Origin of the sequence: Aeromonas sp. 5HA1, assembly GCF_029237245.1 — a bacterium.
Classification (GTDB): domain Bacteria; phylum Pseudomonadota; class Gammaproteobacteria; order Enterobacterales; family Aeromonadaceae; genus Aeromonas; species Aeromonas salmonicida.
The window spans coordinates 158,436-185,430 of the sequence record NZ_JAACFW010000008.1; the positions used below are offsets into that span (position 1 = coordinate 158,436).

General features: G+C 59.0%; 27 protein-coding genes and 1 pseudogene. 11 read left to right on the forward strand and 17 right to left on the reverse strand.

Going from position 1 to position 26,995, the window contains the following annotated elements; genetic code table 11:
* Positions 1 to 13: 13 nt before the first annotated feature.
* Positions 14 to 1,327 carry a sodium-dependent transporter gene (locus GWQ27_RS09685; RefSeq protein WP_096119033.1) on the reverse strand — a complete coding sequence of 438 codons (1,314 nt, stop codon included), beginning with the start codon at positions 1,325 to 1,327 and terminating at the stop codon, positions 14 to 16.
* A gap of 367 nt (positions 1,328 to 1,694) precedes the next feature.
* On the opposite strand from GWQ27_RS09685, the gene GWQ27_RS09690 reads away from it, so the two are divergent.
* Positions 1,695 to 2,462, forward strand: a complete 768-nt coding sequence (locus tag GWQ27_RS09690) for an ABC transporter substrate-binding protein (RefSeq protein WP_275907233.1) — start codon at positions 1,695 to 1,697, stop codon at positions 2,460 to 2,462.
* On the opposite strand, the gene GWQ27_RS09695 is transcribed toward GWQ27_RS09690, so the two are convergent.
* Both GWQ27_RS09695 and GWQ27_RS09700 read right to left on the reverse strand, forming a co-directional pair.
* Positions 2,424 to 3,737 (reverse strand): sodium-dependent transporter, encoded by a 1,314-nt coding sequence (locus GWQ27_RS09695; RefSeq protein ID WP_275907234.1) that lies wholly within the window; start codon positions 3,735 to 3,737, stop codon positions 2,424 to 2,426. The genes GWQ27_RS09690 and GWQ27_RS09695 overlap by 39 nt on opposite strands.
* Before the next feature lie 213 nt (positions 3,738 to 3,950).
* Entirely contained in the window at positions 3,951 to 4,790 is an 840-nt protein-coding gene (locus GWQ27_RS09700; RefSeq protein ID WP_155603040.1) for a 2OG-Fe(II) oxygenase family protein, read from the reverse strand.
* Between the two features lie 205 nt (positions 4,791 to 4,995).
* Between GWQ27_RS09700 and GWQ27_RS09705 the strand changes: the two genes are divergently transcribed.
* Positions 4,996 to 5,559, forward strand: a complete 564-nt coding sequence (locus GWQ27_RS09705) for a DUF2799 domain-containing protein (protein ID WP_005318675.1) — start codon at positions 4,996 to 4,998, stop codon at positions 5,557 to 5,559.
* A 140-nt stretch (positions 5,560 to 5,699) separates the two neighbouring features.
* Here GWQ27_RS09705 and GWQ27_RS09710 read toward each other — a convergent pair whose 3' ends face one another.
* The gene (locus GWQ27_RS09710) at positions 5,700 to 6,521 is read right to left on the reverse strand and encodes a Cof-type HAD-IIB family hydrolase (RefSeq protein WP_275907235.1); all 822 of its coding nucleotides are present in this window, start codon (positions 6,519 to 6,521) and stop codon (positions 5,700 to 5,702) included.
* 140 nt (positions 6,522 to 6,661) lie between these two features.
* Positions 6,662 to 7,900: an MFS transporter gene (locus tag GWQ27_RS09715; protein ID WP_275907236.1), complete on the reverse strand. Its 1,239-nt coding sequence runs from the start codon at positions 7,898 to 7,900 to the stop codon at positions 6,662 to 6,664.
* Positions 7,901 to 8,083: 183 nt separating this feature from the next.
* Between GWQ27_RS09715 and GWQ27_RS09720 the strand changes: the two genes are divergently transcribed.
* Positions 8,084 to 8,707: a metalloregulator ArsR/SmtB family transcription factor gene (locus GWQ27_RS09720; protein ID WP_271772747.1), complete on the forward strand. Its 624-nt coding sequence runs from the start codon at positions 8,084 to 8,086 to the stop codon at positions 8,705 to 8,707.
* A 308-nt stretch (positions 8,708 to 9,015) separates the two neighbouring features.
* Positions 9,016 to 9,492, forward strand: coding sequence for an Lrp/AsnC family transcriptional regulator (locus GWQ27_RS09725; RefSeq protein WP_005318665.1), 477 nt, complete (start codon positions 9,016 to 9,018; stop codon positions 9,490 to 9,492).
* A gap of 167 nt (positions 9,493 to 9,659) precedes the next feature.
* Here GWQ27_RS09725 and GWQ27_RS09730 read toward each other — a convergent pair whose 3' ends face one another.
* From GWQ27_RS09730 to GWQ27_RS09740, 3 genes are all read right to left on the reverse strand, one after another.
* The gene (locus GWQ27_RS09730) at positions 9,660 to 9,977 is read right to left on the reverse strand and encodes a hypothetical protein (RefSeq protein ID WP_005318663.1); all 318 of its coding nucleotides are present in this window, start codon (positions 9,975 to 9,977) and stop codon (positions 9,660 to 9,662) included.
* A gap of 145 nt (positions 9,978 to 10,122) precedes the next feature.
* Positions 10,123 to 10,350 (reverse strand): hypothetical protein, encoded by a 228-nt coding sequence (locus tag GWQ27_RS09735; protein WP_275907237.1) that lies wholly within the window; start codon positions 10,348 to 10,350, stop codon positions 10,123 to 10,125.
* 34 nt (positions 10,351 to 10,384) lie between these two features.
* Positions 10,385 to 10,810 carry a MarR family transcriptional regulator gene (locus GWQ27_RS09740; RefSeq protein WP_234593073.1) on the reverse strand — a complete coding sequence of 142 codons (426 nt, stop codon included), beginning with the start codon at positions 10,808 to 10,810 and terminating at the stop codon, positions 10,385 to 10,387.
* 143 nt (positions 10,811 to 10,953) lie between these two features.
* On the opposite strand from GWQ27_RS09740, the gene GWQ27_RS09745 reads away from it, so the two are divergent.
* From GWQ27_RS09745 to glnE, 6 genes are all read left to right on the forward strand, one after another.
* Complete coding sequence (locus GWQ27_RS09745) at positions 10,954 to 11,400, forward strand: organic hydroperoxide resistance protein (RefSeq protein WP_170946570.1); 447 nt, start codon at positions 10,954 to 10,956, stop codon at positions 11,398 to 11,400.
* Complete coding sequence (locus GWQ27_RS09750; protein WP_275907238.1) at positions 11,397 to 12,401, forward strand: NADP-dependent oxidoreductase; 1,005 nt, start codon at positions 11,397 to 11,399, stop codon at positions 12,399 to 12,401. The genes GWQ27_RS09745 and GWQ27_RS09750 overlap by 4 nt, the downstream gene beginning before the upstream one ends.
* A gap of 295 nt (positions 12,402 to 12,696) precedes the next feature.
* Positions 12,697 to 13,140 carry an NUDIX hydrolase gene (locus GWQ27_RS09755; protein ID WP_275907239.1) on the forward strand — a complete coding sequence of 148 codons (444 nt, stop codon included), beginning with the start codon at positions 12,697 to 12,699 and terminating at the stop codon, positions 13,138 to 13,140.
* A 99-nt stretch (positions 13,141 to 13,239) separates the two neighbouring features.
* Positions 13,240 to 14,394 (forward strand): chromate efflux transporter, encoded by a 1,155-nt coding sequence (chrA, locus tag GWQ27_RS09760; protein ID WP_275907240.1) that lies wholly within the window; start codon positions 13,240 to 13,242, stop codon positions 14,392 to 14,394.
* A 71-nt stretch (positions 14,395 to 14,465) separates the two neighbouring features.
* Positions 14,466 to 14,912, forward strand: coding sequence for a GNAT family N-acetyltransferase (locus GWQ27_RS09765; RefSeq protein WP_275907241.1), 447 nt, complete (start codon positions 14,466 to 14,468; stop codon positions 14,910 to 14,912).
* 231 nt (positions 14,913 to 15,143) lie between these two features.
* On the forward strand, positions 15,144 to 18,026 hold the full coding sequence (gene glnE, locus GWQ27_RS09770) for a bifunctional [glutamate--ammonia ligase]-adenylyl-L-tyrosine phosphorylase/[glutamate--ammonia-ligase] adenylyltransferase (RefSeq protein ID WP_275907242.1): 2,883 nt from the start codon (positions 15,144 to 15,146) through the stop codon (positions 18,024 to 18,026).
* A gap of 234 nt (positions 18,027 to 18,260) precedes the next feature.
* On the opposite strand, the gene GWQ27_RS09775 is transcribed toward glnE, so the two are convergent.
* The 6 genes from GWQ27_RS09775 to srlA form a co-directional block, all read right to left on the reverse strand.
* On the reverse strand, positions 18,261 to 19,025 hold the full coding sequence (locus GWQ27_RS09775) for a DNA-binding transcriptional repressor (protein WP_034523807.1): 765 nt from the start codon (positions 19,023 to 19,025) through the stop codon (positions 18,261 to 18,263).
* Between the two features lie 88 nt (positions 19,026 to 19,113).
* The gene (locus GWQ27_RS09780) at positions 19,114 to 19,470 is read right to left on the reverse strand and encodes a transcriptional regulator GutM (RefSeq protein WP_005318643.1); all 357 of its coding nucleotides are present in this window, start codon (positions 19,468 to 19,470) and stop codon (positions 19,114 to 19,116) included.
* Positions 19,471 to 19,552: 82 nt separating this feature from the next.
* Positions 19,553 to 20,332: a sorbitol-6-phosphate dehydrogenase gene (gene srlD / locus GWQ27_RS09785; RefSeq protein WP_021139477.1), complete on the reverse strand. Its 780-nt coding sequence runs from the start codon at positions 20,330 to 20,332 to the stop codon at positions 19,553 to 19,555.
* Between the two features lie 81 nt (positions 20,333 to 20,413).
* Positions 20,414 to 20,776: a PTS glucitol/sorbitol transporter subunit IIA gene (locus GWQ27_RS09790; protein WP_017413165.1), complete on the reverse strand. Its 363-nt coding sequence runs from the start codon at positions 20,774 to 20,776 to the stop codon at positions 20,414 to 20,416.
* Positions 20,777 to 20,803: 27 nt separating this feature from the next.
* Positions 20,804 to 21,793: a PTS glucitol/sorbitol transporter subunit IIB gene (locus GWQ27_RS09795; RefSeq protein ID WP_275907243.1), complete on the reverse strand. Its 990-nt coding sequence runs from the start codon at positions 21,791 to 21,793 to the stop codon at positions 20,804 to 20,806.
* A 20-nt stretch (positions 21,794 to 21,813) separates the two neighbouring features.
* On the reverse strand, positions 21,814 to 22,371 hold the full coding sequence (gene srlA / locus GWQ27_RS09800; protein ID WP_005318636.1) for a glucitol/sorbitol-specific PTS transporter subunit IIC: 558 nt from the start codon (positions 22,369 to 22,371) through the stop codon (positions 21,814 to 21,816).
* A gap of 416 nt (positions 22,372 to 22,787) precedes the next feature.
* Here srlA and GWQ27_RS09805 point away from each other — a divergent pair.
* Positions 22,788 to 23,229, forward strand: a pseudogene (locus GWQ27_RS09805) (hypothetical protein); the annotation flags it as partial.
* 74 nt (positions 23,230 to 23,303) lie between these two features.
* Here GWQ27_RS09805 and GWQ27_RS09810 read toward each other — a convergent pair.
* The 3 genes from GWQ27_RS09810 to GWQ27_RS09820 form a co-directional block, all read right to left on the reverse strand.
* The gene (locus GWQ27_RS09810) at positions 23,304 to 24,038 is read right to left on the reverse strand and encodes an SDR family oxidoreductase (protein WP_275907244.1); all 735 of its coding nucleotides are present in this window, start codon (positions 24,036 to 24,038) and stop codon (positions 23,304 to 23,306) included.
* 72 nt (positions 24,039 to 24,110) lie between these two features.
* Positions 24,111 to 24,650: a GNAT family N-acetyltransferase gene (locus GWQ27_RS09815; RefSeq protein ID WP_111589731.1), complete on the reverse strand. Its 540-nt coding sequence runs from the start codon at positions 24,648 to 24,650 to the stop codon at positions 24,111 to 24,113.
* A gap of 174 nt (positions 24,651 to 24,824) precedes the next feature.
* Entirely contained in the window at positions 24,825 to 26,969 is a 2,145-nt protein-coding gene (locus GWQ27_RS09820; RefSeq protein WP_275907245.1) for an AsmA family protein, read from the reverse strand.
* Positions 26,970 to 26,995: the final 26 nt, after the last annotated feature.

The window sequence follows — 26,995 nt, forward strand, 5'->3', positions numbered from 1 at the left end:
GCAAGAAGCCCTCTTAAAACAGACCCCGCACCAGAATACCGGCGATCAGCAGCGGTGCGACCAGTCGCCAGCACCAGAGCAGGCCGAGCCGCAGCACGGGTGACAAACCGGCGGGCAATATGGTGTCCCCCAGTCGCCAGCCCAGCAGCAGAGTCAGCACCAGGCCGAACAGCGGCATCATCAGGTTGGAGGTGAGGTAGTCGAGCAGATCGAAAATCGTCTTGCCAAACAGGGTCAGCTCGCTCCAGAGGCCGAATGAGAGGCTGACCGGAATACCCGACACCATGATGAGCAGGGTCAGCACCCGACAGGCACCGCGCCGTGACCAACCCCACTCCTCCGTGGTGAAACGCACCAGATGCTCCAGCATGGAGATGGAGGAGGAGAGTGCCGCCACCAGCAGCAGCAGAAAGAAGACCACTCCCAGCCCCTGACCGAACGGCAGATGACTGAACACGGCAGGCATTGTCATGAAGGTGAGGCCGGGACCGGCAGTGGGATCGATACCGGTCGAGGCCAGCGCCGGGAAGATCATCAGACCCGCCAGCACGGAGATAAGGCTCGCCAGCGTCACCACCCAGACACCGGAGCGCAGCACACCTTCGCTGCTCGGCAGGTAGGCACCATAGGTGGTATGCACCCCGAGGCCAATGGAGAGGGAGAAGAAAGCCAGCCCCAGCGCATCCAGCACGCTCTGGCCGGTCAGCATGGAGAAGTCCGGCACCAGCAACTGACGTACCCCGGCCATGGAACCCGGCATGGAGAGACCCACCCCCACCAGCAGCAACATCATGATGAACAGAGCAGGCATCATCCAGCGCAGTGCCCGCTCCACCCCTTTCTGAATGCCACCCTGCACGAACCACCAGGTCAGTCCGGCAAAGACCAGATGAGTCAGCACGGGCCACCAGGGGTCACTGACATAACCGTTGAACAGGGCGGTGAGGGCGCTGCCCTCGCTCAGGTTGAGCTTGCCCGCCACCGCCAGCGCCGCATACCCCACGGTCCAGCCACCCACCACGCTGTAGAAGCTGTAGATGAAGAAGCCGCACAGTATCCCCATGTAACCCATCCAGCGCCAGTTCGGGCCGACCAGCTTGTGGAAGGCACCGAGCACACCACGCTGACTGCGGCTGCCGAGCAATGTCTCCCCCACCAGTACGGCTACCCCCAGGGTGAAGCTGAACAGCAGGAACACCAGCAGGAAGGCACCGCCACCATTGGTGGCCGTCACATAGGGAAACTTCCAGATGGCGCCAAGGCCGATCGCCGTACCGGCCGCCGCCAGCACATGACCGAGACGGGAAGACCACTGAACCTGGCTCATACAACCTCCGGGGAACACAACATCGAATCGATACTCCATGGGTAAACATCAAACGGGTAACCACAAAAAAGGCCGCCTGGCGGCGACCTTTGCAATGAACATTCAGACAAACTGCGCGTGCAAGGTCACCTCTCCTGGGAGCGGCAAAATCGGCCTGACAGCGCGAAAACGGGTGACATGAATAGGATGACCTGAACGCCAAAAAGGAGCCACAGCCTAAACCATGGCAAGAAAAATTGACACAATGAGAAATAAAAATTTTCAACTCCCATTGAAAACCCTATATTTATCAATCAGGGACGCCCTGTTGACCATGATAATGTCACCCCAGCGGCCACTTGATTCAGCATATGCAACAGGACAGTGCATGAAACGAACTCTGCTCATCGGAGCACTCTTCAGCCTCAGCCTGACACTGTCGGCACAACCCTCGCTGACCCTGCTCAGCCATGAACTCGTCCCCTTCACTCATCACCATGATGGCAAGCTCGACGGGATCGCCGTTCGCCTGCTCCAGCAAATTCAAGATGAACTGGGAGAAACGTATCCCATCCGGATTTACCCCTTCAAACGGGCCCTGGCACTGACCAGACTGGAGCCGGGATATGCGCTGTTTGTTACCCAGTGGGCACCCGAGAGAGAACCCTTCTTTAAATGGGTAGGACCACTGTTTCGGAACAAAGTGATCATCTATCAGCCCCCGTCACCCAGACACAAACTGAAGAGCCTCGACGACTTGCGTCATTTGCCAAGGGTCGGGGTTGTGCTCGGTAATGCCGATGACGAACGACTCACCCGCGAGGGATATACCAATCTGGTGCGCTACCAATCGGTTGAGGAAGCCTTGCAACGCTTGGTACTGGGCAAAATTGATGCATTTCCGGTAGGCGAAATGGTGCTGGATGCCACCTTGGCACAGCGAGGGTTATCACATCGCAGCGTGACAAACTCGGGGGTAGTGCTTCATGAGTCATGGCTCTACCTCGCCTTTTCCAGGGATCAGGATGATGCCGTCATAGCCCGTTGGCAGTCCGCGCTCGACAAGGTCAGGTTGAAAAGTGGGAGGGGCATGCTGCCCCCCCATCAAGATCGAACCTCACATCAAGCCGCGCAACAGGATCCCGCCGATCAGTAAGGGGGCCAGCCAGCGCCAGCAACCCATCACCAGGGTCCGCCAGTGCTGAGCCAAGCCCTGGGGCAGCGCTCGCTGACCCAGCTTCCAGCCCAGCAACAGGGTGAGCGCCAGCCCGAACATAGGCATCATCAGGTTGGAGGTGACAAAATCCAGCAGCTCGAAGATGTTCTTGCCAAACAGGGTCACATCCGCCCAGGGGCCGAATGACAGGCTGACGGGAATGCCGTTCACCATCACCAGCAGAGTAATGAGGCTGCAGGCCGCGCGGCGTGACCAGCCCAGGCTCTCGCAGATGAAGCACTGCAGATGCTCCAGCAGCGAGATGGCCGAAGAGAGCGCTGCCACCACCAGCAGGGAGAAGAAGATCACCGCCAGTCCCTGACCAAACGGCAACTGCTGGAACACCGCCGGCATCGTCATGAAGGTGAGGCCCGGGCCGGAGGCGGGATCTATGCCGGTCGCCGCCAGCACGGGGAAAATCATCAAGCCCGCCAGCACGGCGATCAGGCTCGCCAGCAGTACCACCCAGAAGCTGGAACGGCCCACGCCTTCGCTGGAAGGCAAGTAAGCTCCATAAGTGGTGTGAATGCCCAGGCCGATGGAGAGGGAGAAGAAGGCCAGCCCCATGGCATCGAGCACGCCGGACATGCCGAGCTTGCTGAAGTCCGGCATCAGGAAGTGGCGTACCCCGGCCATGGCATTGGGCAGGGTAAGACCGAAGGCCACCAGCAGCAGTATCATGATGAACAGGGCCGGCATCATCCAGCGCAAGGTACGCTCCACCCCCTGCTGCACGCCCCCCTGCACGAACCACCAGGTGAGGGCGGCAAACAGCAGGTGGGTCAACACGGGCCAGAGCGGATCGCCGACGTAGTCGTTGAAGCGGGCAGTCAGGGCGGCGCCATCCCCATGCTGCAGGCTACCGGCCAGCGCCATGCCGGTGTAGCCCAGGGTCCAGCCGCCCACCACGCTGTAGAAGCTGAAGATAAGCAGGCTGCAGAGCAGGCCCATGGCCCCGACCCAGCGCCAGCGCTTGCCCATCAGGGCACTAAACGCCCCCACCACACCACGGCGGCTCATGCTGCCGAGCAGTGTCTCTCCCATCAGCACTGCCACCCCCAGGGTGAAACTGAACAGCAAAAAGACCAGCAGGAAGGCACCGCCACCATTGGCGGCGGTCACGTAGGGAAACTTCCAGATAGCGCCGAGACCGACGGCGGAGCCTGCGGCGGCCAGAATATAACCAAGCCGGGATGACCATTGGGACTGCTTCATAAGAACTCCAATACAGGTGCCCACGAGCTGGGCCCAAAACGGCGCTCAGAGTACGGTCAAGGCCACGCAATCACAACGACGCTTATCGGGCTAAAAAACGATTTATTGGCATCATTACCTAATAATATTCAGTTTTACGCGTTATCGTGCCGAAAAATAAAAACCGGAGCATTTTTGCTCCGGTTTTGACTGTCATGGACTCGCATTGAGCGCCTAGATAACCCCCAGTTCCCGCAGTCGCTCCATCAGGTAGCTGTGGGCGGTGTGACGCTCGGAGAGCACCACATCCGGCCGCGGGTGAAGGAACAGCGGCAGGGAGATGCGGGACTTGCTGGCGCTGCCGCCGGTCGGATTGATGACGCGGTGGGTGGTGGAGGGGTAGTAGCCGCGAGAGGCCTCCTGCAGCATGTCGCCGATGTTGATGATGAGGGTGCCAAAATCGCAGGGCACATCCATCCACTCCCCATCGGCTCCCTTCACCTGCAGGCCCGGCTCGTTGGCGGCAGGCAGAATGGTCAGCAGGTTGATGTCCTCGTGGGCGGCGGCGCGGATGGCACCCGGCGCTTCGGTGCCGTCGAACGGCGGATAGTGCAGCACCCGCAGCAGTGTCTTCTGGCTCTCTTCAATCATGGAAGAGAGCGGGCAACTGTAGTGAGCGGCGATGTCGCTCGGGGTGTATTGCTCCACCCAGCCCAGCAGCTCGGCGGCCAGATCGTTGGCGAGGCGATAGTACTCCATCGCCTGCTCCCTGAGCGCTTCCGGCATCTGGCCCCAGGGATAGAGGTGGAAGTACTCCTTGATGTCCTTCTGGCTGTGACCCTTGGCCACCTCGGACACAGACGGCGGGAAGTAGCCGTCCTGGGTCTCGCGGTTGAACAGGAAATCCTGCTTCTGTTCGCTCATGAAGAAGCGATACCAGTTGTCATAGATGGACTGCACCAGCTCTTTCGGGATGGGGTGGTGGGTCAATACCCCGAAGCCTGTAGTACGCAGGGATTCGGTGAAGCGCTGCGCCGCATCGGGCGAGCGGTAATCGACGGTCAGGACTTTCATTATTTTTGTTACGCGCCAGTTAAAAGATGGCGCAGTTTACCTCGCCCATGACCACAAGGAAAGTGAGCCGCCCCTCCCGCCCCGGCCTGTCGCAAATAGTGACAAAAACGTCAAAAAACGGCGCCAGCCAAGACCCGAGATCCTCCCTTGTCCTGACCCGGCATCCTCACTAGAATGCCTCCATCATCCATGCTGGAGCCCGTTTATGTCCCCCAAGATCCTGTTGCTGACCCTGCCTTTTCTGCTCGCCGGTTGCAGCTCGCTGTCGGAAGAGGAGTGCCGTGCCATGAGCTGGTACAACCTGGGCTATCAGGATGGGGAGCAGGGCAAGACCCGTCAGGCAACCCGTGACTATGTATCGACCTGTGGCGAATACGGCCTCAAGGTGGATGAAGCCGAGTGGAAACGAGGCTATGCCAAGGGGCTGGAGCTCTACTGCATTCCTGAACTGGCCTACAGCAAGGCCAAGTCAGGTCATGAGTATCTGGGTGTCTGTCCCAACGATGCCAGCTTCCTCACCCAGTACGATCGCGGTCGCAAGGAGTACCTGCTGGAGAAGCAGCTCAGCGAGATCAAGAGCGACTTGCAGCAGACAGAACGGGATATCGAACAGCTGGAGCGCCAGATCCGCAACGAGAACGACAGCAAGCAGCGCGACTACTACCGCGCCCAGCGCGAGCGGGCCATCCGTCATTACGAGGGACTACGCCGAGACTACAACCGGATCCGCTTCCCTGATCGGGTAATCCAGTTCTCTTTCGGCAATTAAGACTCGGGCTGCACCGAGTACAGCCGGCACCTCCTCCCGGCCCGGGTGATCCCCTTCTCTTTCGGGCATGAATGCGAAAAGAACAGGCCATCCGGGCTATTTCCCGGCCTGGATGGCCCCTTTCCTCTGGCCGCGGATCCTTACGAGGGCAGCACCCAGCGCTGCAACGCCAGCGCGATCCCGTCTTCGTTGTGATCGGCGGTCACCAGGTCGGCATGGGCCTGCACATGGGCGGCGGCATTGCCCATGGCAACCGCCAGCCCCACCTGCTCGAACATGCTGATGTCGTTGTTGTTGTCACCAAACGCCACCACGTTTTCCATCGCAATCCCCTCGCTCTCGGCCCACAGGGCCAGCCGGTTGCCCTTGCTGCACCCCGGTTGCACCAGCTCCACCGCATAAGGCGCCGCCCAGTCACGGGTAAAGGGCATGGCCTCGACCACCTCCCCCATGAACTGATGCAGCAGGGCAGGATCCTGGTTGAACAGCTCCAGCTTCCAGATCGGATTTTTCAGCCAGCTCACCAGATCGTCCGCAGGCAGCAGGGAGATCTTGAGATGATCCGGCTGGTTTGCCGACCAGTGGCGCATCCGGGTGATGTGATCCTCGCAGCCGATATAGCCGATCCCTTCGCTAAGGTGGAACAGGGCCCCCATCTGCTGCGCCTCGACCTGAACCAACAGATCGGTGAGCGGGGCCACCGCCAGCGGGTCCCCCGCCAGGATCCTCTCCTGCGCCGGATCATAGAGGTAGGCACCGTTGCTGCAGATGATGGGGGTATCGAGGGCCAGCTCGTGATGGAAGGGGCGCGCCGTCATGAAGTGGCGGCCCGTTACCAGCAACACCTTGATGCCGTGGGCCCGTGCCTGGGCCAGCGCCGCTCGGGTCGCGGACGAGATCTTGTGATCCCGGGTCAGCAGGGTGCCATCCATATCCAGCGCGATGGCCTTGTACTCACTCATAGCTCCTCCAGCCTCAAACAAATCAGCAAAGAGCCTTACCGTCCCAGAGCCGGCGCCCCGATGCAAGCCCTGTCAGGGACCGGGCCCCCAATCTGTGATCTGACCGGGGCACACGGCAGGTCCCTCGCGTCTACGGCTCCTCAACCCGGCTCGGCACAGCTCGCCAGACGCTGGCGTCGATCGGCCCGTTTGCGCAGACCGTAGAAACCGATGGCACAAACCACACCTGAGAGCGCAGCCAGATAGAAGGGCCACTCTGTGCCCGCCAGCAATGCCAGACTGCCCACTACGACCGCCAGGATTGAGCCGGCCACATTCAGCCCACGGTAGAGCCCCATCGCCTGCCCCTGCTGCTCAGCATGGCTGCGATTGGAGATGGCCACTGAAATGGCCAGCACCCCCAGGCTCATGCCGATGCCAGCCGGGATAAAGGTGAGCGTCAATCCCCACCAGTGGCTGGGCAGGATAAAGAGCAACATGCCCGCCGCCATCAACAGATGACCGACGACCCCCAGGCTGCTGCCGCGCCAGTGGTGAGCGAACCTAGCACCTAGCCAGGAGCCCGCCATCATCGGAAGGCTCACCAGTACCGAGGCCTGCGCCAACTGGGCCGGATCCCAGGCCAGCCGTTCCACCAGCCAGACGTTGAAATAGGTGAAATAGAGCTGCACAGCGCCGTAGCTGAGCAGGGTCAGCACGAAATAGGGCAACAGAGCCGGTTGCAGCAAGAGCTGACGAGAAGAGAGCGACGGCGCCTGCTGGCTGGGGGCAACCGGGGCCTTGTTGGGCAACAACCAGAGCACCAGCAACAGGTTGACCAGGGTCATGGCCACCGCCAGCCAGGCGGCCAGACTGTAATCCCCCGATACCACGGCCGCATAACCTCCTATCATCGGCCCTACTACCCAGCCCAGGTTCATGCCTATGTTGATCCAGGCGAAGTTGCGGGTCTTGGTCTTGGTGGTGCTCATGTCAGCCGCCATGGCCTGCACGATGGCGATGTTGCCATTGAAGAATCCCTCCACCACCCGACTCAGCAACAACAGTGGCAAGGATCGCCAGACGATCCCCAACGCCATCAGGGCATACCCTGCCAGCACGCCGATCAGACAGAGCATCAGGATCGGTTTACGGCCGTGGCGGTCCGAGAGTCTGCCCAGCCTGGGGGATCCCACCAGCTGAAACAGCGGGTAGAGCCCCATGATGACCCCCAGCCACACCTTGCGACTCCAGTCAGACGCCTGTGGCGTCAACATGCCCTGCGCCGGATCCAGCATCAGTGGCGCCAGCACGGGCGAGGGCAGGCTGAAGCCCGCTATAGCCAGTATCACCGTCATCACCAATACCCAGAGGGTCGCCTGCCCCTTGATCCCTTCCATGTCAGCCTCATTAAATAAAGTTATTGGTTTATTTATACTGAGCAAGGCGCATTATTAAGTAAAGTGAATTGTTGATTTAAAAACGGCCGCTATCCATAATGACCCCATGAACATCCGTACTGACAAGATCCTCTTCCGATACCCTGGATCCTTGGCTCACCTGCCGATAACGGGAAGCCCTCAATGAACGCCAGCACCGACAAGATACTGTTTCTGCTCAAGAGCCACGGCCCCCAGAGCGCAGCCGCGCTGGGGGAGCAGTTGCAGATGACCTCCATGGGCGCTCGCCAACATCTGATCGCGCTGGAATCCGACGGCTGGGTGGGGTTTAGCGATGAAGCCCGCGGCCGTGGCCGTCCCGTGCGCCTGTGGCATCTGACCGAACAGGCCTGGCAGCGCTTCCCCGATACTCACAGCGAACTGACCTTGCAGCTTATCGACAATATCCAGCAGCTGTTTGGCGAGGTGGGCATGGAGCGACTGATCCAGCAGCGTGAACAGCAACAGCTGGGCCGTTATCAGGCACAGCTGACCCAGCCTGCGCTGGCAGACAGGCTGGCCACGCTGAAAGAGCAGCGCACGCGAGAGGGCTATATGGCAGATATGCGCCAGGAGGAGGACGGCAGCTGGTTGCTATGGGAGAGCCACTGCCCCATCTGCGCCGCAGCGCGGGCCTGTCGGGGGTTTTGTCGCAGCGAGCTGGAGATGTTTCGCCAGTTGCTGGCACCGGCCAGGGTGGAGCGGGAACAATACCTGCTGGACGGGGATCACCGCTGCCTCTACCGCATCACGCCGCCGAATCCTTGATCGCCGAATGCCAGAAACAACAAAGCAGGCGCCGGGATGCCTGCTTTGTTGCCTTCGGGGAGGAGGTGCTCTCGTTCCAGCCCGTCGTTTCCCGATAAGGTCGGACGGCTGATGGGGTGTGTGACCCGGTAAGGTCCTTCACCACAGAGACCGGGTTGGGTATCTGTCTTGCCACCGGAAGATGCAACCATAGTATCCCTCCCGGTGCGGTGAGTGGTTGCGAAGTAGCATGTATTTTCAGTTGTTTTTGCAATAGTTCACCCTTAATCTAGGAAAAGTGAATTAATAATTGCAACGAGGAACGGAGAATGCTGAAACTTGATCGCATAGACAGGCATATTCTGGAGTTGATGCAGGAGAATGGCCGCATCAGCAACCTGGAGCTGGCCGAGCTGGTCGGGCTCTCCCCCTCCCCCTGCTCCCGCCGGGTCAAGGCGCTGGAGGATGCCGGTCTCATCGATACCCACGTCACCCTGCTCAACGCCCGTCAGCTGGGGCTCACCCTCACCGCTTATATCCATATCTCCATGGACAGACACACACCGGAACGGTTCGAGAACTTCGACAAGGCCATCAAGGAGCTGCCCGAAGTGCTGGAGTGCGACCTCATCACGGGCAACGATGCCGACTATCAGCTCAAGGTAGTGGTGAGGGACATGGAGCACTACCAGCACTTCCTGCTGGACAAGCTGACCCACATACCGGGCGTGACCGGCGTCCGTTCCAGCTTTGTGCTGCGCCGCATCAAGCACAAGACGGCACTGCCGCTGAACCATCTGGGGTAAGGGATCAGCATGCCGCCATGTGTCCACCTCGACACGCGAGGTGAGGCGGATTGGAGCATGAGAGACCCCTGACGAAGAGAGGAGGCCCCGGGGCCTCCTCTCTTTATTGATTGCTATCTATTGGCACTCGCTCATGTCGCGACTCAATGCCCTGATACTGAGTCTGATCAGACCGCGACCTGGCTGACATCCTGCACCTGCAGCAGCCAACCAGCCTGCTCCTGCTGGGGCTCACCGCTCACCCGCAATCGCTCACCGGTCGGTATCCACTGCCCCTCGGGCAGGGAGACCAGCAGACTCTCGCTGCCATTGTCGAACAGCCAGCGATCTTCCCCCAGCGACTCTATCAGATAACCTTCCATCTCCACTCTGGACTCGGCTTGCCAGGAAGGCGCAACGGAATCACGGCTCTCGATGAAATCCCCCTGAACACCAAAACTGGCTAGCCCCCACAGAATGGAGAGCCCGACCAAAGATGTTTGCATCTTGTCTCTCCTCTTTTGGAACTGTGGAGCCAGTATGGGAAGAGAAGCTTGAGCACACCATGAACAAGGTGGCAAAGTGCAGGCGAGATCGCGAAAAAAACCGGCCAATGGGCCGGTTGTGTCATTTTATGGCGCTGAGATCACACTATTTGGCGGCTTCCTCTGCCATCCGGGCCGCTCTTGGCTTATTCGTCCACATGGCAACGCCTCTATGATCTGCGCAGATCCCCTCTTCGATCACGGCACGTACCCGGGTGCCATCCCTGCAGATGGCCTGCCAGGCATCGGCATCATCGATCGCCATCGAAGGAGAGCGAGAACCTGTGCTGCAGGCGGTCAGCAGCAGGGCAAACAGGGGCAACAGGATTTTCATGGGGTGGATCCTCAGCTGTATGGGTCGGCCGAACTCAGCGCCCCAGCTGCGCCGAAATGCGATCGCAGAGCAGCTTGAGCTGGGCCAGTTCAGCATCGGCCAGATCCACCTGATTGCGCAAGTTGTCTGCCAGGCAACACGCTTTGACCTCCCGTTGCAGCTGGCGCCCCGCTTCGGTCAGGCAGATGCATTTTTGCCGCTCGTCCTCGCTGGAGACGGTGCGGGTCAGCCAACCCTTGCTCTCCAGCCGCTTGACGATGGGGGTCAGAGTGCCCGCATCCAGCCCAGTCTCCTGACCAATCTCCTTGAGGCTGACCTCATCCCGCGCCCACAGCGACAACATCACCAGATACTGGGTATAGGTCAGGTCCAATTTGTCCAGCAGCGGCCGATAGGCGCGCATCACGGCGTTGGAGGCGCTGTAGAGGGCAAAACAGACCTGCTTTTTCAATTCACTCATGGGGGCACCTCATTGGCAAGTGGGGCCAGTATACCCCAGCAAGGTGGAGGGAAAAATGATTTGCACACAAAACAGTTGCCAACCTTCGCTTTCAGGACTAGTCTGATTTTACTTTGCACACAAAACAAATCAGAGCACCCGACATGAAGACACTCTATCGCACCCAGGCCATCGCCCAGGCAGGCCGCAACGGCGAAGTTCACACTCTGGACAACAGCCTGCAACTGGCACTGGCACTGCCAACCGCCCTCGGCGGCAACGGCAAGGGCAACAATCCGGAACAACTGCTGGCCGCTGGCTACGCCGCCTGTTTCTCCAACGCCCTGATCCACGTGGCCCAGAAACTCGGCGCGCCCATCACCAGCGCACCGGTCACGGCCAGCGTCGAGTTGCTGGCACTGGCCGATGGCCGCTTCAACTTCGCCATCACGCTGGACGTGGCGCTCGCCGCAGCGCAGCCTGAACAGACGGCACAGGCCGAGCAGCTAGTGCGGCTGGCCCACCAGACCTGCCCCTTCTCAAATGCCATGCGGGGCAATGTCGTCACCCGCCTGCGGCTAAACGATATCGAACTGGAGGAAAAACAATGAGTCTGCTCAGTCATCAAATCCAGCTGCTGCGCCGCCCGGTCGGTATGCCCAGTCAGGACGATTTCATCCAGACCGAGGTCGCGCTGCCCGAGTTACAGGAAGGGGAAGTGCTGGTCGCCAACCAATGGCTGTCAGTGGACCCCTACATGCGCGGTCGCATGACAGAGGCCAAGAGCTATGTACCGCCCTTTGCTCTGCACAGTGCGCTCGATGGCGGTGCCATCGGCACTGTGCAGGACTCGCGCCATCCCGACTTTGCTGTTGGTGATCGGGTGAGCAGCATGCTGGGCTGGCGCGATAGCCTGGTCGCCAAGGCCGATCAGCTGACCCGCCTGCCCGACACAACACTGCCAGCCCAGTTATTCTTGGGAGCCCTCGGCATGCCGGGCATGACCGCCTGGGTCGGGCTCAACCGCATCGCCAAGCTGCAAGCCGGCGAAACCGTGCTGGTGTCGGCGGCCTCAGGCGCGGTCGGATCCATGGTGGTGCAACTCGCCAAGCGGGCGGGGGCCAGAGTGATCGGTTCCACCGGCTCGGCCGACAAGGTCGCCTACCTCAAGACGCTGGGGGCTGACGAGGTGATCAACTACCGTGAAACCCCGGATCTCGACGCCGAGCTGACGCGACTCGCCCCGGAAGGCATCAACGTCTACTTCGAGAACGTGGGCGGCGCCATGCTGGATGCCGCCCTCAACAACATGGCGGTACACGGTCGCATAGTGCTGTGTGGCCTCATTGAACAGTACAACAGCAAGGGCGAGGCAAGCGGCCCGCGCAACCTCTCCCAGATGATCCGCAAACGCCTCACCATGCAGGGGCTTATCGTGTTTGAACACTGGCAGCACTACGGCGAGTTTCTGGCCGAGGTGATCCCGGCATTCGAGGCCGGTGCACTGCAAGCCGAGGAGACCATCTATCAGGGGCTGGCCAGCATGCCGCAGGCCTTCATCGGTCTGTTCGAAGGACGCAATACCGGCAAGATGCTGGTCAAGCTGGACTAAGTCGCCGGACTGGGCCATCACACAGCAAGCAACTTGCATGACGGGCCCAACCGACCTAAGGTGGGCCCGTTTTTTATGGTGTAACCCCGTTTCGACAAGGAGCCTCGCATATGTCCGCTCTCTATCCCCGCGTCGGTGGTCGATGACAGTGTTATCTTGACCAACCCGGTTGTCCCACCTAATCACGCAAGGAGCCTCGCATATGTCCACTCTCTACCCCCGCGTCGGTGGTCGATGACAGTGTTATCTTGACCAACCCGTTTGTCCCACATCACCACAGCAAGGAGCCTCGTATATGTCTACTCTCTACCCCCGCGTCGGTGTCGGCGTTATCCTGACCAACAGTCAGGGCCAGGTGCTGCTTGGCAAGCGCAAGGGCAGCCATGCCCCCTACTGGTCCATCGCAGGCGGCCATCTGGAACTGGGGGAGAGCTTCGAGTCAGCGGCGATCCGGGAAGTGGCGGAGGAGACCGGCTTCGTCATCACGGCGCCCAGCGTCATCGCCGTCACCAACAACCTGGAGACCTGGCGCGAGAGCGGGTTGCACTACATCTCCGTCACCCTGCTGGCCCGGGTGGAAGGCGAGCCGCAACTGCTGGAGCCGGAAAAATGCGAGGGCTGGATATGGTGCGATCCCCGCAACCTGCCAGAGCCTCACTTCGACGCCAGTCGCCAATCGATAGCCTGCTGGCTTGCCGGTCGTTGCTATCTGCAACAACCAGGCCAGCCGACAGAGTGACCATTGCCTGCCCTCAGCCCCCCTGATTTGTCATAAAAAAGTCACCGCTTTGTCATATCATCCCAACCGGCTCGACAAGGACAACAAGGGAGTGACGACATGGGGCAGGTATTCATTCAATTTCTATGGCTGGGCTGTGTCAGCTTCGGTGGGCCCGCCGCCCATATCGGCTATTTCCAGCGCACCTTCGTCGAGCGGCTGGGCTGGCTGAGTCAGGCCGAGTTTGCCCAGCTGCTGGCCCTGTGCCAATTGCTGCCGGGCCCCGCTTCCAGCCAGCTCGGCTTTGCCATCGGGCGCCACAGGGCCGGCCTGGCGGGGGCCCTGGCCGCCTTTGTCGGCTTTACCCTGCCCTCGTTCCTGCTGTTGCTGGCCGCCGCCATCGGTCTGGGACAGCTGACCGCCAATGTATGGCTGGAAGCCGCCCTGCACGGCCTCAAGCTGTTGGCACTGGTGGTGGTGGCGGATGCGGTGCTCACCATGAGCCGACAGTTCTGCAAGACAGAGTTGCAACAGGGCGTCATGGTGGCCACCGCCGCAGTACTCTGGTGGCAACCCGGGCTCTTGACCCAGCTAGGCCTCTTGCTCGGCGCCGCCCTGCTCTGTGCCCGGTTCAGTGCGCAGCAACCGACAACGCCGCTCTCATCGCAGCCTCACCCCCCTGTCGCCCACCCGCCCCACAGGCCTGCCTTGCTCCTGTTTGCGCTGCTGTTTATCGGCCTGCCACTGCTGGCTCACGGATCCGTCAGCCGACTTGTCGCCGATTTCTATCAGGCGGGCAGCCTGGTATTCGGTGGCGGCCACGTGGTGCTGCCCCTGTTGCAAGAGAGCGTGGGCCATACCCTCACTCAACAACAGTTCCTGACCGGCTACAGTCTGGCCCAGCTGGTGCCCGGCCCCATGTTCACGCTGGCAAGCTACCTTGGTGCCCAGTTGCTGCCAGCGACACCACTGCTTGGCGCCCTGCTGGCGACCCTGGCGCTGTTCCTGCCGGGCTTTCTGCTGCTGTGGGCCCTGGGGCCAAGCTGGCAGCGCTGGCTGGCCCGCCCCCGGCTGGCAGGGGCAGTGACAGGGATCAACGCCGCCGTGGTGGGGCTGCTGCTGGCCGCCCTCTACCAGCCGGTATGGCTGGGCGCCGTGCAGGCCCCGAGCGATCTCGCACTCGCCGCCATCGGCTTCTATCTGTTGCGCGTCTTGAAGCTGCCCATTCTGGCCCTTGCGGGACTGCTGGTGGGCGCCGCCATGCTGCTGGCCTGATGCCGCGATTTGAGTAAACTGGAAGGCCCCGTCAGGGGCCTTTCTTATTCATGTGACGGCAAGGAGCCAGGATGCAGCAGCCACAAAATCACTCCCAACTTGAAATAAGCGACGACAAGGGGCGGTTAGACGTGCCCTTGATCCACCATTTTTTGTCCGAGGAGGCCTACTGGTGCCTCGGTATTCCGCTGGCGACGGTACAGAGAGCCATCAACCACTCCCTCTGTTTCGGTGGCTACGTGGCAGGCCAGCAGGTGGCCTTCGCCCGGGTCATCACGGACAGGGCCACCTTCGGCTATCTGGCGGATGTATTCGTACTGCCCGCCCATCGCGGCCGAGGCCACAGCAAGGCGCTGGTGGCGGCCATTCTGACTCACCCGCAATTGCAGGGGCTACGCCGCCTCAGCCTGGCGACCTCGGATGCCCACGGCCTCTATGCCGGTTTTGGCTTCGAACCGCCGCGCAAACCGGCCAGCCTGATGGAAAAGTACGATCCCGAGATTTATCTGCGCCCTTGAGTTCTGTCACGCAGGCGGCTCGTGGCCATGCAGCACGTCCCTGCGCTGTGACGCAGGGGCGTGACAGTGCCTGATGAGGGTGTCCGCGACTTGATTGCACTTGGGGCTGGTCACTGAACCCCCTGGTCTAATTGACCTCTGTCGTACTGTGCCGAGCCGCGCGACAGTGCTAGATTGGCTGCCAGCGTTTTCATTCACTCTGCAGACCCGTTAACCACAAGGACGGCAACCGTGGCCCAGCATTTTTCTTCTCTCTCTTCTCCCTCCTCTCTTCCGCCCTTGCTGCAGGATCAGGCCGAGCGCCAGTGGCAACGGCTGATCGAGCTGGCACCCGATTATGGCGCCCTGCCCGAGGCGATTCGCCAGACCCTGCTGACCCTGCTTGGCCTCTCCGATTTTGTCTCCGATTCGCTCATCAAGCAGCCCGAACTGGTGACGCAGATCCTCGCCTCGGGGGATCTCGAGCGGTCCGAACGCTGGCCCGCCTATCAGCGCGATCTGACCGATCTGCTCGCCGAGGTGGATGATGAAGAGGCGCTCAAGCGCATCCTGCGCCAGTTCCGCCGCAGCCGCATGCTGGTGATCGCCTGGCGCGAGCTGCTGGGACACGCGGCGGTGGAAGAGAGCTTTATCCACCTCACCAAGCTGGCGGATGCCCTCATCTGCTCCGCCCGCGACTGGCTCTACCAGAAGCAGTGCGGCGAGCTGGGCACCCCCATGGACGGGGATGGCAACCCGCAGCCACTGCTGATCCTCGGCATGGGCAAGCTCGGGGGCGGCGAGCTGAATTTTTCTTCGGATATCGATCTTATCTTCACCTTCCCCGAGAACGGCTACACAGTCGGCGGACGGCGCGAACTCGCCAACCAGCCCTTCTTCATCAAGCTGGGGCAGCGGCTGATCAATGCCCTCCACCAGCCCACCCAGGATGGTCAGGTATTTCGGGTCGACATGCGGCTGCGCCCCTTCGGCGATGCGGGGCCGCTCGCCATCTCCTTTGCAGCCATGGAGGATTACTACCAGCACCACGGCCGCAACTGGGAGCGCTACGCCATGGTCAAGGCGCGGGTGCTGGGGCCCCAGTGCGAGCACGGGGTCGCGCTGGCCGAAATGCTGCGCCCCTTCGTGTTTCGCCGCTACATCGACTTTGGCGTCATCGACGGCCTGCGCCAGATGAAGGCGATGATCGCCGCCGAGGTGCGCCGCAAAGGGCTGGAGGGCAACATCAAGCTGGGGGCCGGCGGCATTCGCGAGGTGGAGTTTATCGCCCAGGCGCTGCAGCTTATTCGCGGCGGGCGCGAACCGGCGCTGAGGGTGCGCCACCTGCCGGAGGCGCTGGCCGCCATCGCCCAGTGCGGCGCCCTCGATGCAGAGCATTGCGGCCGCTTGCTGGCGGCTTACCGCTTCCTGCGTCGGGTCGAAAACATACTGCAGGAAATCGGCGATCAGCAGACCCAGACCCTGCCCACCGAGGAGCGGGATCGGTTGCGGCTGCTCACCGCCCTGGGTTTTACGGACTGGAGCGCCTTTATGGCCCATCTGGATGAGGAGATGGCCGCCGTTCATCAGGAGTTCGCCGCCGTGGTAGGCGAAGAGAAAGAGGCCCCCGCCCATCTGGAACAACTCTGGCTCGATCTCTGGCGCACCGAACTCGATGCCGCCGAGCTGGAGACATTGCTTATCGCTCAGGGCGTCCAGGATCCGGTTCCGCTCTGCACCGCCCTGCTGCGCTTCAAGGAGGAGTACAAGCGCCGCCAGGTGGGCCCGCAGGGGCGCATCGCCCTGGACTGGCTGATGCCTGAGTTGCTGCGACTGGTGGTGGCAAGCCGTGAGCCTGCCCGCCTGTTCGAGCGAGTGTGCGAGCTGCTGACCCGCATCTTCACCCGCAGCGCCTATCTGCAACTGCTGGCGGAGAACCCCGCCGCCCTGCGCCAGCTGGTACGGCTGTGCGATGCCAGCCATCTGGTGAGCGATCAGCTGGCCCGCTACCCCATACTGCTGGATGAACTGCTGGACCCCCAGCACCTCTACCACCCGACCCCACTCGATCAATACAAGCCCCAGTTGCGCCAGTTCCTGCTGCGCATCCCCGAAGAGGACGTCGAGCAGCAGATGGAGGCATTGCGCCAGTTCAAGCAGGTGCAGCTGCTGCGCATCGTCGCAGCCGACATCGCTGGCGCCCTGCCGCTGATGAAGGTGAGCGACCACCTCACCTGGCTGGCGGAGGCAATCACCGAAGAGGTGGTCAATCAGGCCTGGACCCAGATGAGCGAACGCTACGGAGTGCCGCCTGAAGTGACTGCGACCGGCCAGCGCGGTTTCGCCGTGGTGGCCTATGGCAAGCTCGGCGGTATCGAGCTCGGCTACGGCTCGGATCTCGATCTGGTGTTCCTGCACGGCGGCGATCCCAACAGCTATACCGACGGCCGCAAACCCATCGACAGCCGCCAGTTCTACCTGCGCCTGGCCCAGCGGATCCTGCACCTGTTCAGCACCCGCACTCCGTCAGGCATCCTCTATGACATCGACATGCGACTGCGTCCCTCAGGCGACTCGGGCCTGCTGGTCTCGTCGCTGACCGCCTATGAGCAGTATCAGCGCAGCGAGGCCTGGACCTGGGAGCATCAGGCACTGGTGCGGGCCCGCCCCATCTACGGCGATGATACCGTCATCGCCAAGTTTGGGAGGATCCGCCGCGCCGTGCTGGCCAAGGAGCGAGACCTCGCCATCCTCGCAAAAGAGGTGCGCGAGATGCGCCACAAGATGCGGGATCACCTGCTCAAGGCCGGTGAGGGGGAGTTCGATCTCAAGCAATCCCCCGGCGGCATGGTGGATATCGAGTTCATCGCCCAGTATCTGGTGCTGGCTCACGCCAACGGCGAACCCGAGGCTCTGACCCGCTGGTCCGATAACGTGCGTATCTTCGATGAGTGCGTGATGGCGGGAGTGCTCACCCTGGAGCAGGCGGAAGGGCTGAAACACGCCTATCTGGAGATCCGCAACCTCGGCCATCGCCTCAATCTCTCGGAGATCTCCCGCAAGGTGGGTGACGACCAGTTGCTGACTGAACGAGGCCATGTGCTGGCCGTCTGGCAATTGCTGTTGGGGGAGTGACGCAAGGCTTGGCCGGAGCAATGAAAAGGGGCGCTTCAGCGCCCCTTTTACTTTCCGGAATGGTCGGTGGCATCTGGCCCTATCGCCCTGCGGCCAGCTCGATAAAAGTCGGCAGCATAAGCGGTATCTCTTCAGAAACGCACACAGGCCAATCGACGGAGTCATGATTCCGTCCCTGAGAGCCTATACCTGCCTCTCAGGCATATTCTGGAGGCCATTGCCCTGGATCGGGCGTCAAACCAGCAAGATTTCGATACCCTGTCGTTCCAGTGCCTGACGGTCCGCATCGCTAATTCCGGGGTCGGTAATGATGATGTCTATCTTGTCGATCGGCACGACCACGTTGGGGGTTCGCTGGCCAAATTTGCAGGAGTCGGTCACCACTATGATCTTTTTCGCTGACTGGCACATGGCCTGGCTCACCTGATATGCCTCGTTGAAGGTGGTGATCCCCTGTTCAACATCAAAACCATCAGCGCCGATAAAGAGTTTGTCGAAGGTGAAGTCCCGAAAAGCCTGCTCGGCCGACTTGCCATGAAAGGAAGCGGAGCGTTTGCGATAGGTGCCGCCTGGCATCAGCAATGTCAGGGAACTCTCAAGGGCAGCCGCTTCATTCATGATGTGCAGGCTGTTGGTCATCAGCTTGAGCCCGACATGTTCAGCCAGCCAGGGCACCATCTGCAAGGTGGTACTGCCACTGTCGAGCACGATGGACTCACCATTTTGCACAAGGCTGGCAGCCTTGGCCCCGATACGCTGCTTGATGTTCAAATTGAGCGTGGTTTTCTCGTCCATGGTACGGTCTTCCAGAGCGGCACCATTGAATGCCTCCGCCCCGCCATACCGCCTCATCACCAGCTGTGCCTGCTCCAGAAAGCGAAGATCGCTACGAACTGTGGCTCCTGTGATGTTGAAATAGTCAGCCAGCTCCTTCACTGACGTTCTGCCATTTTCACGTAGATAACGAACCAGCATATCGCGTCGAGTTTCTATAGACATTCAGGATTCTCACAGTGATTAAAAGTCTGACCAGTTCAGGAATCTACCTCCATTTTTTCAAAATGAAAACAAATGTACAGGAAAAACGTCACTTAGTTGATAAAGCGCACGCTATCGCCTCCCGGATGGAGGGAGATAACCCAGTCACATCCTGCTCACTCAGGGGCAAACTCGCGTGCAATAACGCGGTTAGCGGCTTGGGGCGTGTAAAGGTGCTGATCCCTTTCATCAGGCGAGCATCAAGGATCACGCCTTCTGCATCATGGACGAGTACCACCAGGGTGCGTGGCCGCCAACGGGAAGCTGTTCGGCCTATCCTGACTACTCCCTTTCGGCTCAGCTCCTGCAACATACGGTTGAAAGATTTTAATTGGAAAAATCCCAAGACCATTTGCAAAATCCATGCAGTCAATGCAACAAAAATCAAGGCATTTACCGTATCCATTAGTTACCTCACTGACGAAAACAAAGTGAAACGGCAGTGCCTCATGCACTGCCGAAATATCTGGTGACAAGCCATGATGGACTTAAAACATGACCTGACCACCAGTAATATTGATGGACTGACCAGTACAGTAAGAAGCATTGTCGCTGGCATAGAATTTCAACACATTGAGTACATCTTGAAAGTCACAGCCACGTTTGAGGGGAACTTTATCGATATAAGCTTGTTCCACTTGATCCTCTGGAATGCCGAGCTTTACCGCATACTGGGGTTTTAGCGATTGGAACATGGGACTCTTGAGCAAATTTCCCAACATCAGTGAATGCACTGTGATGTTGTGCTCTGCCAGATCCAGAGCCAGAGATTGCGTCAGCCCTATACCACCAAACTTTGCAGCTGAATAAGCCGAGTTATGCTTGGAACCCACTTTGCCAGATTTGGAGTTTATCTGGATGATACGACCACCGTGAGACTCCCTTATCATGATCCGCGCAACTTCTTTTGCACAAAGGAAATAACCCGTCAGGTTGATATCCAGTGAGCGATGCCAATCAGCGAGAGGAAAGCTGTCGATCTTGGCAGCGGTAGCCGTTCCCGCATTGTATACCAGCAGATCGATACGACCGAAGCGCTCATCAATGGCGTTTACCATGCGGATGACATCTTCTTCCTGAATGGCATTGGCCTGAATCGACATGACATTTTCTGCACCATGATCATGAGCCACTTCATCCGCTGTTTTTCGGGCAGCTTCGCCATCCAGATCAGCGACGACCACACGGTAGCCATCATCAGCCAACCCTTTGGCCAGAAAAGCTCCCAGGCTTTTACCGCTACCAACTATCAGCGCTACTTTAGACATGTTATTCTCCCAAGGTTGTATCTCACCCTCCTCTACATCAGAGCGACCAAACTCAATAATGTGTAGAGGGGGTGTGAGTTTTCAGTGATTCGATGTAAATATGATTTCTGTGCCAATCTCCAGAGCCTTTGGGCATGTGCCATTGACATGGACAGTCCCCGGATATTCAGCTTCTGAAGCGCCATCAAATCGAATGGTAATATGACCCAATGCATCAAGGTTGTGGCTTACTACACAGCCAACCGCCGTAATGGGATAGCTGATTGCACCTAATAAAAATTGTCCACCTACCAGAATCTCACCATTCAACTCGGCATCTGGATGAATGAAGCAATAGTCAGCGACATCCTTTGGTGCATTGTCATTGAAGATAATCATCATATTTTCATTGAGTGATTCTGTTGCGAATTCCCCAATTTGAGTTACTTGCGTCCGATAGAGCATTGTCTGTGTCCTTCTCTACAAGCGTGATTACTGATAAATGAAAAATGAAATAAACCAGGCAAAAGCAACCGTAGGTGCTCCCGTTAGAAAACGGGAATAAAGTACCGATGGGACACCAACCTGTACCGTGTCTGGTTTTGCCTCTGCCAGGCTCAACCCAACCGGTATGAAGTCACAAGCAGCCTGGGCGTTGATAGCAAACAGAGCGGGCAATGCCAGATGAGGCGGTATGTTACCCAAACCGATCTGGGTTCCTACCAAGACACCAATGACTTGTGCAATAACGGCCCCTGGTCCAAGAAAGGGAGAGAGGAACGGAAAAGAGCAAATAAGTGCCAGTATGATTAGACCAACCGGATTCTGAGCTAGCGGAATAAGTGCATGCGCTATCAAATCACCGATTCCAGAAGCCAGTATTACCCCAATCAACATTGATACAAATGCCATGAAGGGAATAATGGAGTTGATGACAGTGTTAATGGTTTCCCGACCAGCCTGAAAGAAGGTTGCCATGACCCCGCCCATGCCAATCCCTATTTTTGCAAGCAAGCTGTCGCTTTGCTCACTCAGTTTTTTGCTACTGTCGTATTGAGGTTTGTCTGCATTCTGAACCAAGGCCTGCGGGGCTGTCTCTGTAGACACATCCCCGCTGGCATTTTGCAACCTGATATTCTCAGGCGTAACTCCGGAAACATAAATATCCTCAACGATAAACTGTGCCATTGGGCCACTTTTACCGGTTGAATGAATATTCACAGTAGGAATTTTCTTTTTAGGATAGAGACCACACCGCAGCGTACCACCACAGTCGATGATGACGACTGCGATCTCTTCCTCAGGCACAGAAGACTTGAAGCCATCCACTGCCTCCATACCGGACAATTCTACCATTCTGTCAACAATATCGGGGCGGGTACCTGCCGTGATATACAGGATTTTATTGCCAGGCTTGATCGGTACAATCAGTGGACCACCCCAACCCGAAGCGCCTTTTGTTATATAGAGTACATTATCCATGATGAAACTCCTGAGTGAACTTAAGCAGTGACTTTAATATTGACTTCGCCACTAAGATAAATCCCTTGCTGACGCTCAACAAATGCCGTCGTCAAATCTGTTACCCAGCCGCGGAAGAAATTACTTATCATGCCAACCAATAAATAACTCATGGCCAAAGGTGCCAATGGCAAACCAAGCTGGGTCAGTCCACTTGCGATACCCAGATAAACGAACAGCTCACCAGGATTAACATGAGGAAATAGACCATTCATCGAATGGCAACTGTAGGAGGCTGCTGCATAATAAGATGGTTTATATCGTTCAGGCAGAAAGCGCCCCAAACTGAGGGTCATCGGGTTCATAAAAACAAATGTGCCAATGACCGGCAGTATCAAATATCTTGAAATGGGATTGCCAGCGCTTTTTGCGGCCAAGCGCTCCACCCGCTCCTGACCAATGAATGCAATCAAGGCATTCATTGCGATCATCAGGGATATGAGCAAGGGAAGAATGCCAGTCATCATGCCGACAAATACCTCACCTCCTTTATGGAACAGTCCAATGAACCATTCCGCTGCATGAATAATGATATCCATGGTGTAGTCCTCAAGTAACTCCAGTGGTTGATAAGGGCACACAGAATGTGGATGACTTCAGCTGTGTGACGGGGGTTTGGCTGCTTCCTTGATAGCGTGCGACCCCAGCAACCCAATACTTTCACAATGAAAGGTAATTTTCACATAATGATTTTCAATGTGTGATTTCAGTAGCACTTTTTCCGTTTTTACCCTTGAATTTCGCTAACGATGCCACCTGTGGCGAGCAAGCCAAGGCTGACAATCTCAAAAATTGTAAAACACAACAAGCTGAATCGTTACAGCAACAATTCTACATCTATCGATTTTTTCATATTGAAAATCAAAGCTAGCTCCCATCGTTCAACTACATGGCAATTCACTGAAAAACGGGGGCACTTATTGGGCTTCAAGCTGAGCAGTGAAGCCTGCAAACCCTGTATGAGAGCGCCACGGCTGATGCCCTGGTGGCCAATCAGGCCGCTGGACCAAGATGAGCAAACGCTCGCCCGAAGTGGCTGTGAGAGACCAACGCGGTTTCGCCGTGGTGGCTTATGGCAAGATCGGCGGTATCGCGCTCGGCTACGGCTCGGGTCTGGTGTTCTTGCACGGCAGCAACCCCGACATCGACAAAGACGGGCACAAGCCCATCGACAGACGCCCGTTCTACCTGCGCCTATGAGCAATACCGGCAGGCTGCTGTACGAACCCGTCCCATCTAGGGCATCCCCAAGGAGCAGGAGAAAAGGCTGAAACACGCCTATCTGGAGATCCGCCACCCGGGTCATCACCGCAATCTCCCGGAGACCTCCCGCAAAGTGGGTGACAACCAGTTGCTGACCGAACGGAGCTGTCTGGCAACGGCTGTTGGGGGAGTGAAACAAGGCCGGCTGGATCAATGAAAAGGGGCGCTTCAGCGCCCCTTGTTGCAACCACCATCCGCACGGCCTGTGCTATCGCCCCCCGGCAAGATCGATAAAGGTGCCGGTGGCGTAGGAAGCTTCGTCCGACAGCAGCCAGGCAATGGCGGCGGCCACCTCGGCTGGTTGACCGCCCCGCTGCAGCGGGATCTGGTTTTTCACCCTCTCCACCCGGTCGGGTTCACCGCCGTCGGCATGCATCTCTGTGTAGATAAAGCCAGGGCGTACCCCGTTGACCCGGATCCCCTGTGCCGCCACCTCCAGCGACAAGCCTTTGGTCAGCACGTCTATGGCACCCTTGGAAGCGGCATAATCCACGTATTCACCCGCCGAGCCCAGACGAGCAGCAGCCGAGGAAACATTGACGATGGCGCAGCCCGCCGTCATGCGGCGCACCGCCTCACGGCAGCAGAGAAAATAGCCGGTCACATTGGTGGCCAGTGTCTTGTTGATGCGCTCGGCGCTCATCTCCAGCACCTTCATCTGTGGCTGCAAGATACCGGCGTTGTTGACCAGATGGGTGATCACCCCTAGCCGCTCGTCCATCTCCTCGAACAGGCGCACCACCTCGGCCTCGACGCTGATATCCGCCTGCACCGCTATGCAGGATACCGGATGTTGCGCCCGGATCTGTGCCACCAGCGTCTCGGCAGCCTGCCGGTCATGGCGATAGTTGATGCAGATATGATAACCCTGCCCCGCCAGATAGCGGGCAGTGGCCGCCCCTATCCCACGGCTGCCACCCGTGATCAGCACATTCCTGTTCATTGAACCTCCTTGTTCTTCGCCCTGATTGCCAGTCTCCGATACTGTCCGATAGCAGGCCAACCAGGATGCCGGTCAGGCAGTCACGCCGTGGTCCATCACCCGCGCCACCAGCATCCGGTTGAACTGCTGGTACTCATAGGGGTTGATGGGATTTGGGTAGCTCAACACCCGCAGCTCGTGCCCCTGATAGTCAGGATGATAGGGCGGATGCACATGGTCATGGTCGTTGAGACAAAAGCCCAGCGACTGGTAGAAGCGCAGCCGCCGGATGGCAATCTCATCCTCTGGCGGATCAATCTCCAGGATAACGGAGCGCCCCGCCGTCTCGCAGAAGTCAGCAAGCAGGCGGGAGCCATGGTTCTGGCCGCGCAGGGCAGGATTGATGGCCAGATGCTCGATATAGATCTGCTCGCCGCAGGCCCACCAGAAGATGAAGCCGAGCAGCAAGTCGCCTTGATAAAAGAGCTGACAGTGAAAGTGAGGATCCGCCATCTTGACCTGCTGATGTTGCGGCTGGCGTTGCTCGTAGTGCGGAAAACTGCTGCCATAGATCTGCCAGACCAGAGGCCAGTCTGGATGGGATATCTCTCTCACTACTTCACTTCGACTCATTCATCTACTCCTTGGTAAAACAACAGTGATATCACCTTTGGGACAAGGGTACATCCCCATTTTTAACCAGAAGCAGCCATGGCTCTCTTGCCGCCTGCCCTCCGACGCATGGACAAGCGGCAGCAAAGAGCCCGCACGGGGCGGGCTCTGAATGGCAATAACAGGAAGGAGTTGCTACTTGAACAGCCCCTTGAGCAGCTGATCGGCCACCCCTTTGACAGCGTCGTTGTCACCCAACAGCTTCTTGAGACCGCGCTCGGCCTCCTTGCGGGCCTTCTCCTCCAGCACCTTGTTGTTGGTGAGCAGCTCTTTCACATCCAGCCGATAGGTAGGGGCCTGCCAGTGGCCGCCGATGCGTACCGGTATTGTGATGTCCTTCAGCTCATCCCCCCCCTTGCCCCCCTGGCCCTTGCTGCTCTCCACTATGGAGGTGAGGAACAGAAAATCGAGGGTTTGGGGCACCAATGCCGTCTGACCCTGACCCCGCACTCGCAGTGCCGGGGCGAACAGCTGGATATCGTCGCTGCGCGCCACGCCGTTCGCCAACTGGAAGCTGGCGGTGAGGGCGCTGAAGTCGGTCTTGCGTGCCTCCTTGACCTGATCTGTCCCCTTGCCGGTCAGAGTGGCTCGCGCCTCGCGGATCATCTCCGCCAGGTTGATGCCATGCAGGGCACCATCGCTCAACTTGAGGCTCACCTTGCCCTGCATCTTGTCGCGCAGCGCCTGCTCAGACAGTCCCGTGCCCTGCACCTGAACCTCGAGATCCCCATGGCCTTCCAGCAGATCGCGATGGGCCAGGGTTTGCAGCAGCGGGCGCACATTCACCCCTTGCACCCGTTTGTGTACCTGATAACGGGCTGGTTGCTGACGCGCATCTATTGCACCCTCGGCGGTCACCTGACCACCGGCCACACCGGCACTGAATTGCTTGAGGGTGAGCTGGCCACCGGCCAGGGCAAGTTGCAGATCGACGGCGCTCAAGTCCAGCCCCTTCAACCGCAGGCTATCAAGCTGCAAGCGCCCGGCAAGATCGAATGCCTTGAGCGCACTCAGGTCCGGTTCTACCGTCGAGAGCCCCTTGGCAGCTTTGGTGGGCACTGCGCCTTTATCATCCGCTTTCGCCGCAGCGGGTTGCACCGGAGCGGCTGCCTTGGCTGTTGCCGGTTCGCCGAGCCAACTGTCGAGATCCAGCTTGTCACCCTTGAGATCAAATTCAATCTTGGGCACGGCACCGAGTCGCACCGCCCCTTCACCACGGAGCAGGGCATCGTCGGCGCTCATCACCAGCTTGCTCAGGGTGATCTTCTGCTGATCCAGCTCGGCGCGGGCAAACCCTGCCAGTTTGAGATTCATCTGCGGGCGTGGCAGTGCTTTACCTTGCAGATTGGCCGCCAGCTTCGCATCCGAGACTTCGACCAGTTGCAAACCCTTGTCTACTCGCGCCTTGAGGGTTCCCTCCAGCGAGCCGGCCAGAATCGGTTGGTCACCTTCCAGCTGGGCGCCTTGCAGGTTCAGGGTGAGGCTGCTCCACTCTCCCAGTGCCAGCCGATCGGCCTTGATCGAGAAGCTATCCAGCCGCTGTTGCGGCTGGCTGAGGCTGCCGCTCAGACTCAGGTTTTTCAGCTCGCTGGCCAACGCATCCTGTGCCAGCTTGACCTCTCCTTCCCCCTTGATATCGAAGACAAGCTTGCCTTGCGCCCCCTTGGCGGCCAGGGTCACCGGCACCCACTGACCCGGCGTCAGCTGGCCGAGAGCGAGATCGAGCTGATCGAGCCGGGAGAGAGTGCCGTTGCGATCGTCCTGCACCAGAGCGCTGGCCTGCTCCAGCACCACTCCCTGCAAAGTGATCTGCCAGGTCTTGCCATTGCTCGCAGGGGGCTGGCTCTGGCCACCTGGCGCGGGCTTGCTGTCCTTCGCCGCCTCAGGCGTCTTGACGAGATCGTTCAGGTTTGAGCTGCCATCGGCCCTGGTCTGGATAAACAGATGGGCACCGGTCAGGGTCACCTCACCAATGTCCAGTCGATGGGAGAGCAGGGGCAACACGGCGACCGAGGCATCCCCCCGCTCGAAGCGCACCAGATCCGGCTCGGCAAAACCAGCCGGGTTGCGAAGCGCCACCCGCTCGAGGGAGAGACCCAGACTCGGCCAGAAACGCCAGCCGATATCCCCCTCCATCACCAGCTCGCGGCCTGTGCTCTTGCGTACCTGCTCCACCAGTTGTGACTTGAACTCATTGGGGTCAATCAGCTTGACCAGGGCTGTGATGACTACCAGGGCGGCCAATGCCAGCCCCAGCAAGATGTAAATGATCTTCTTCACGATGGACTCCTTGAATGCTGATCCTG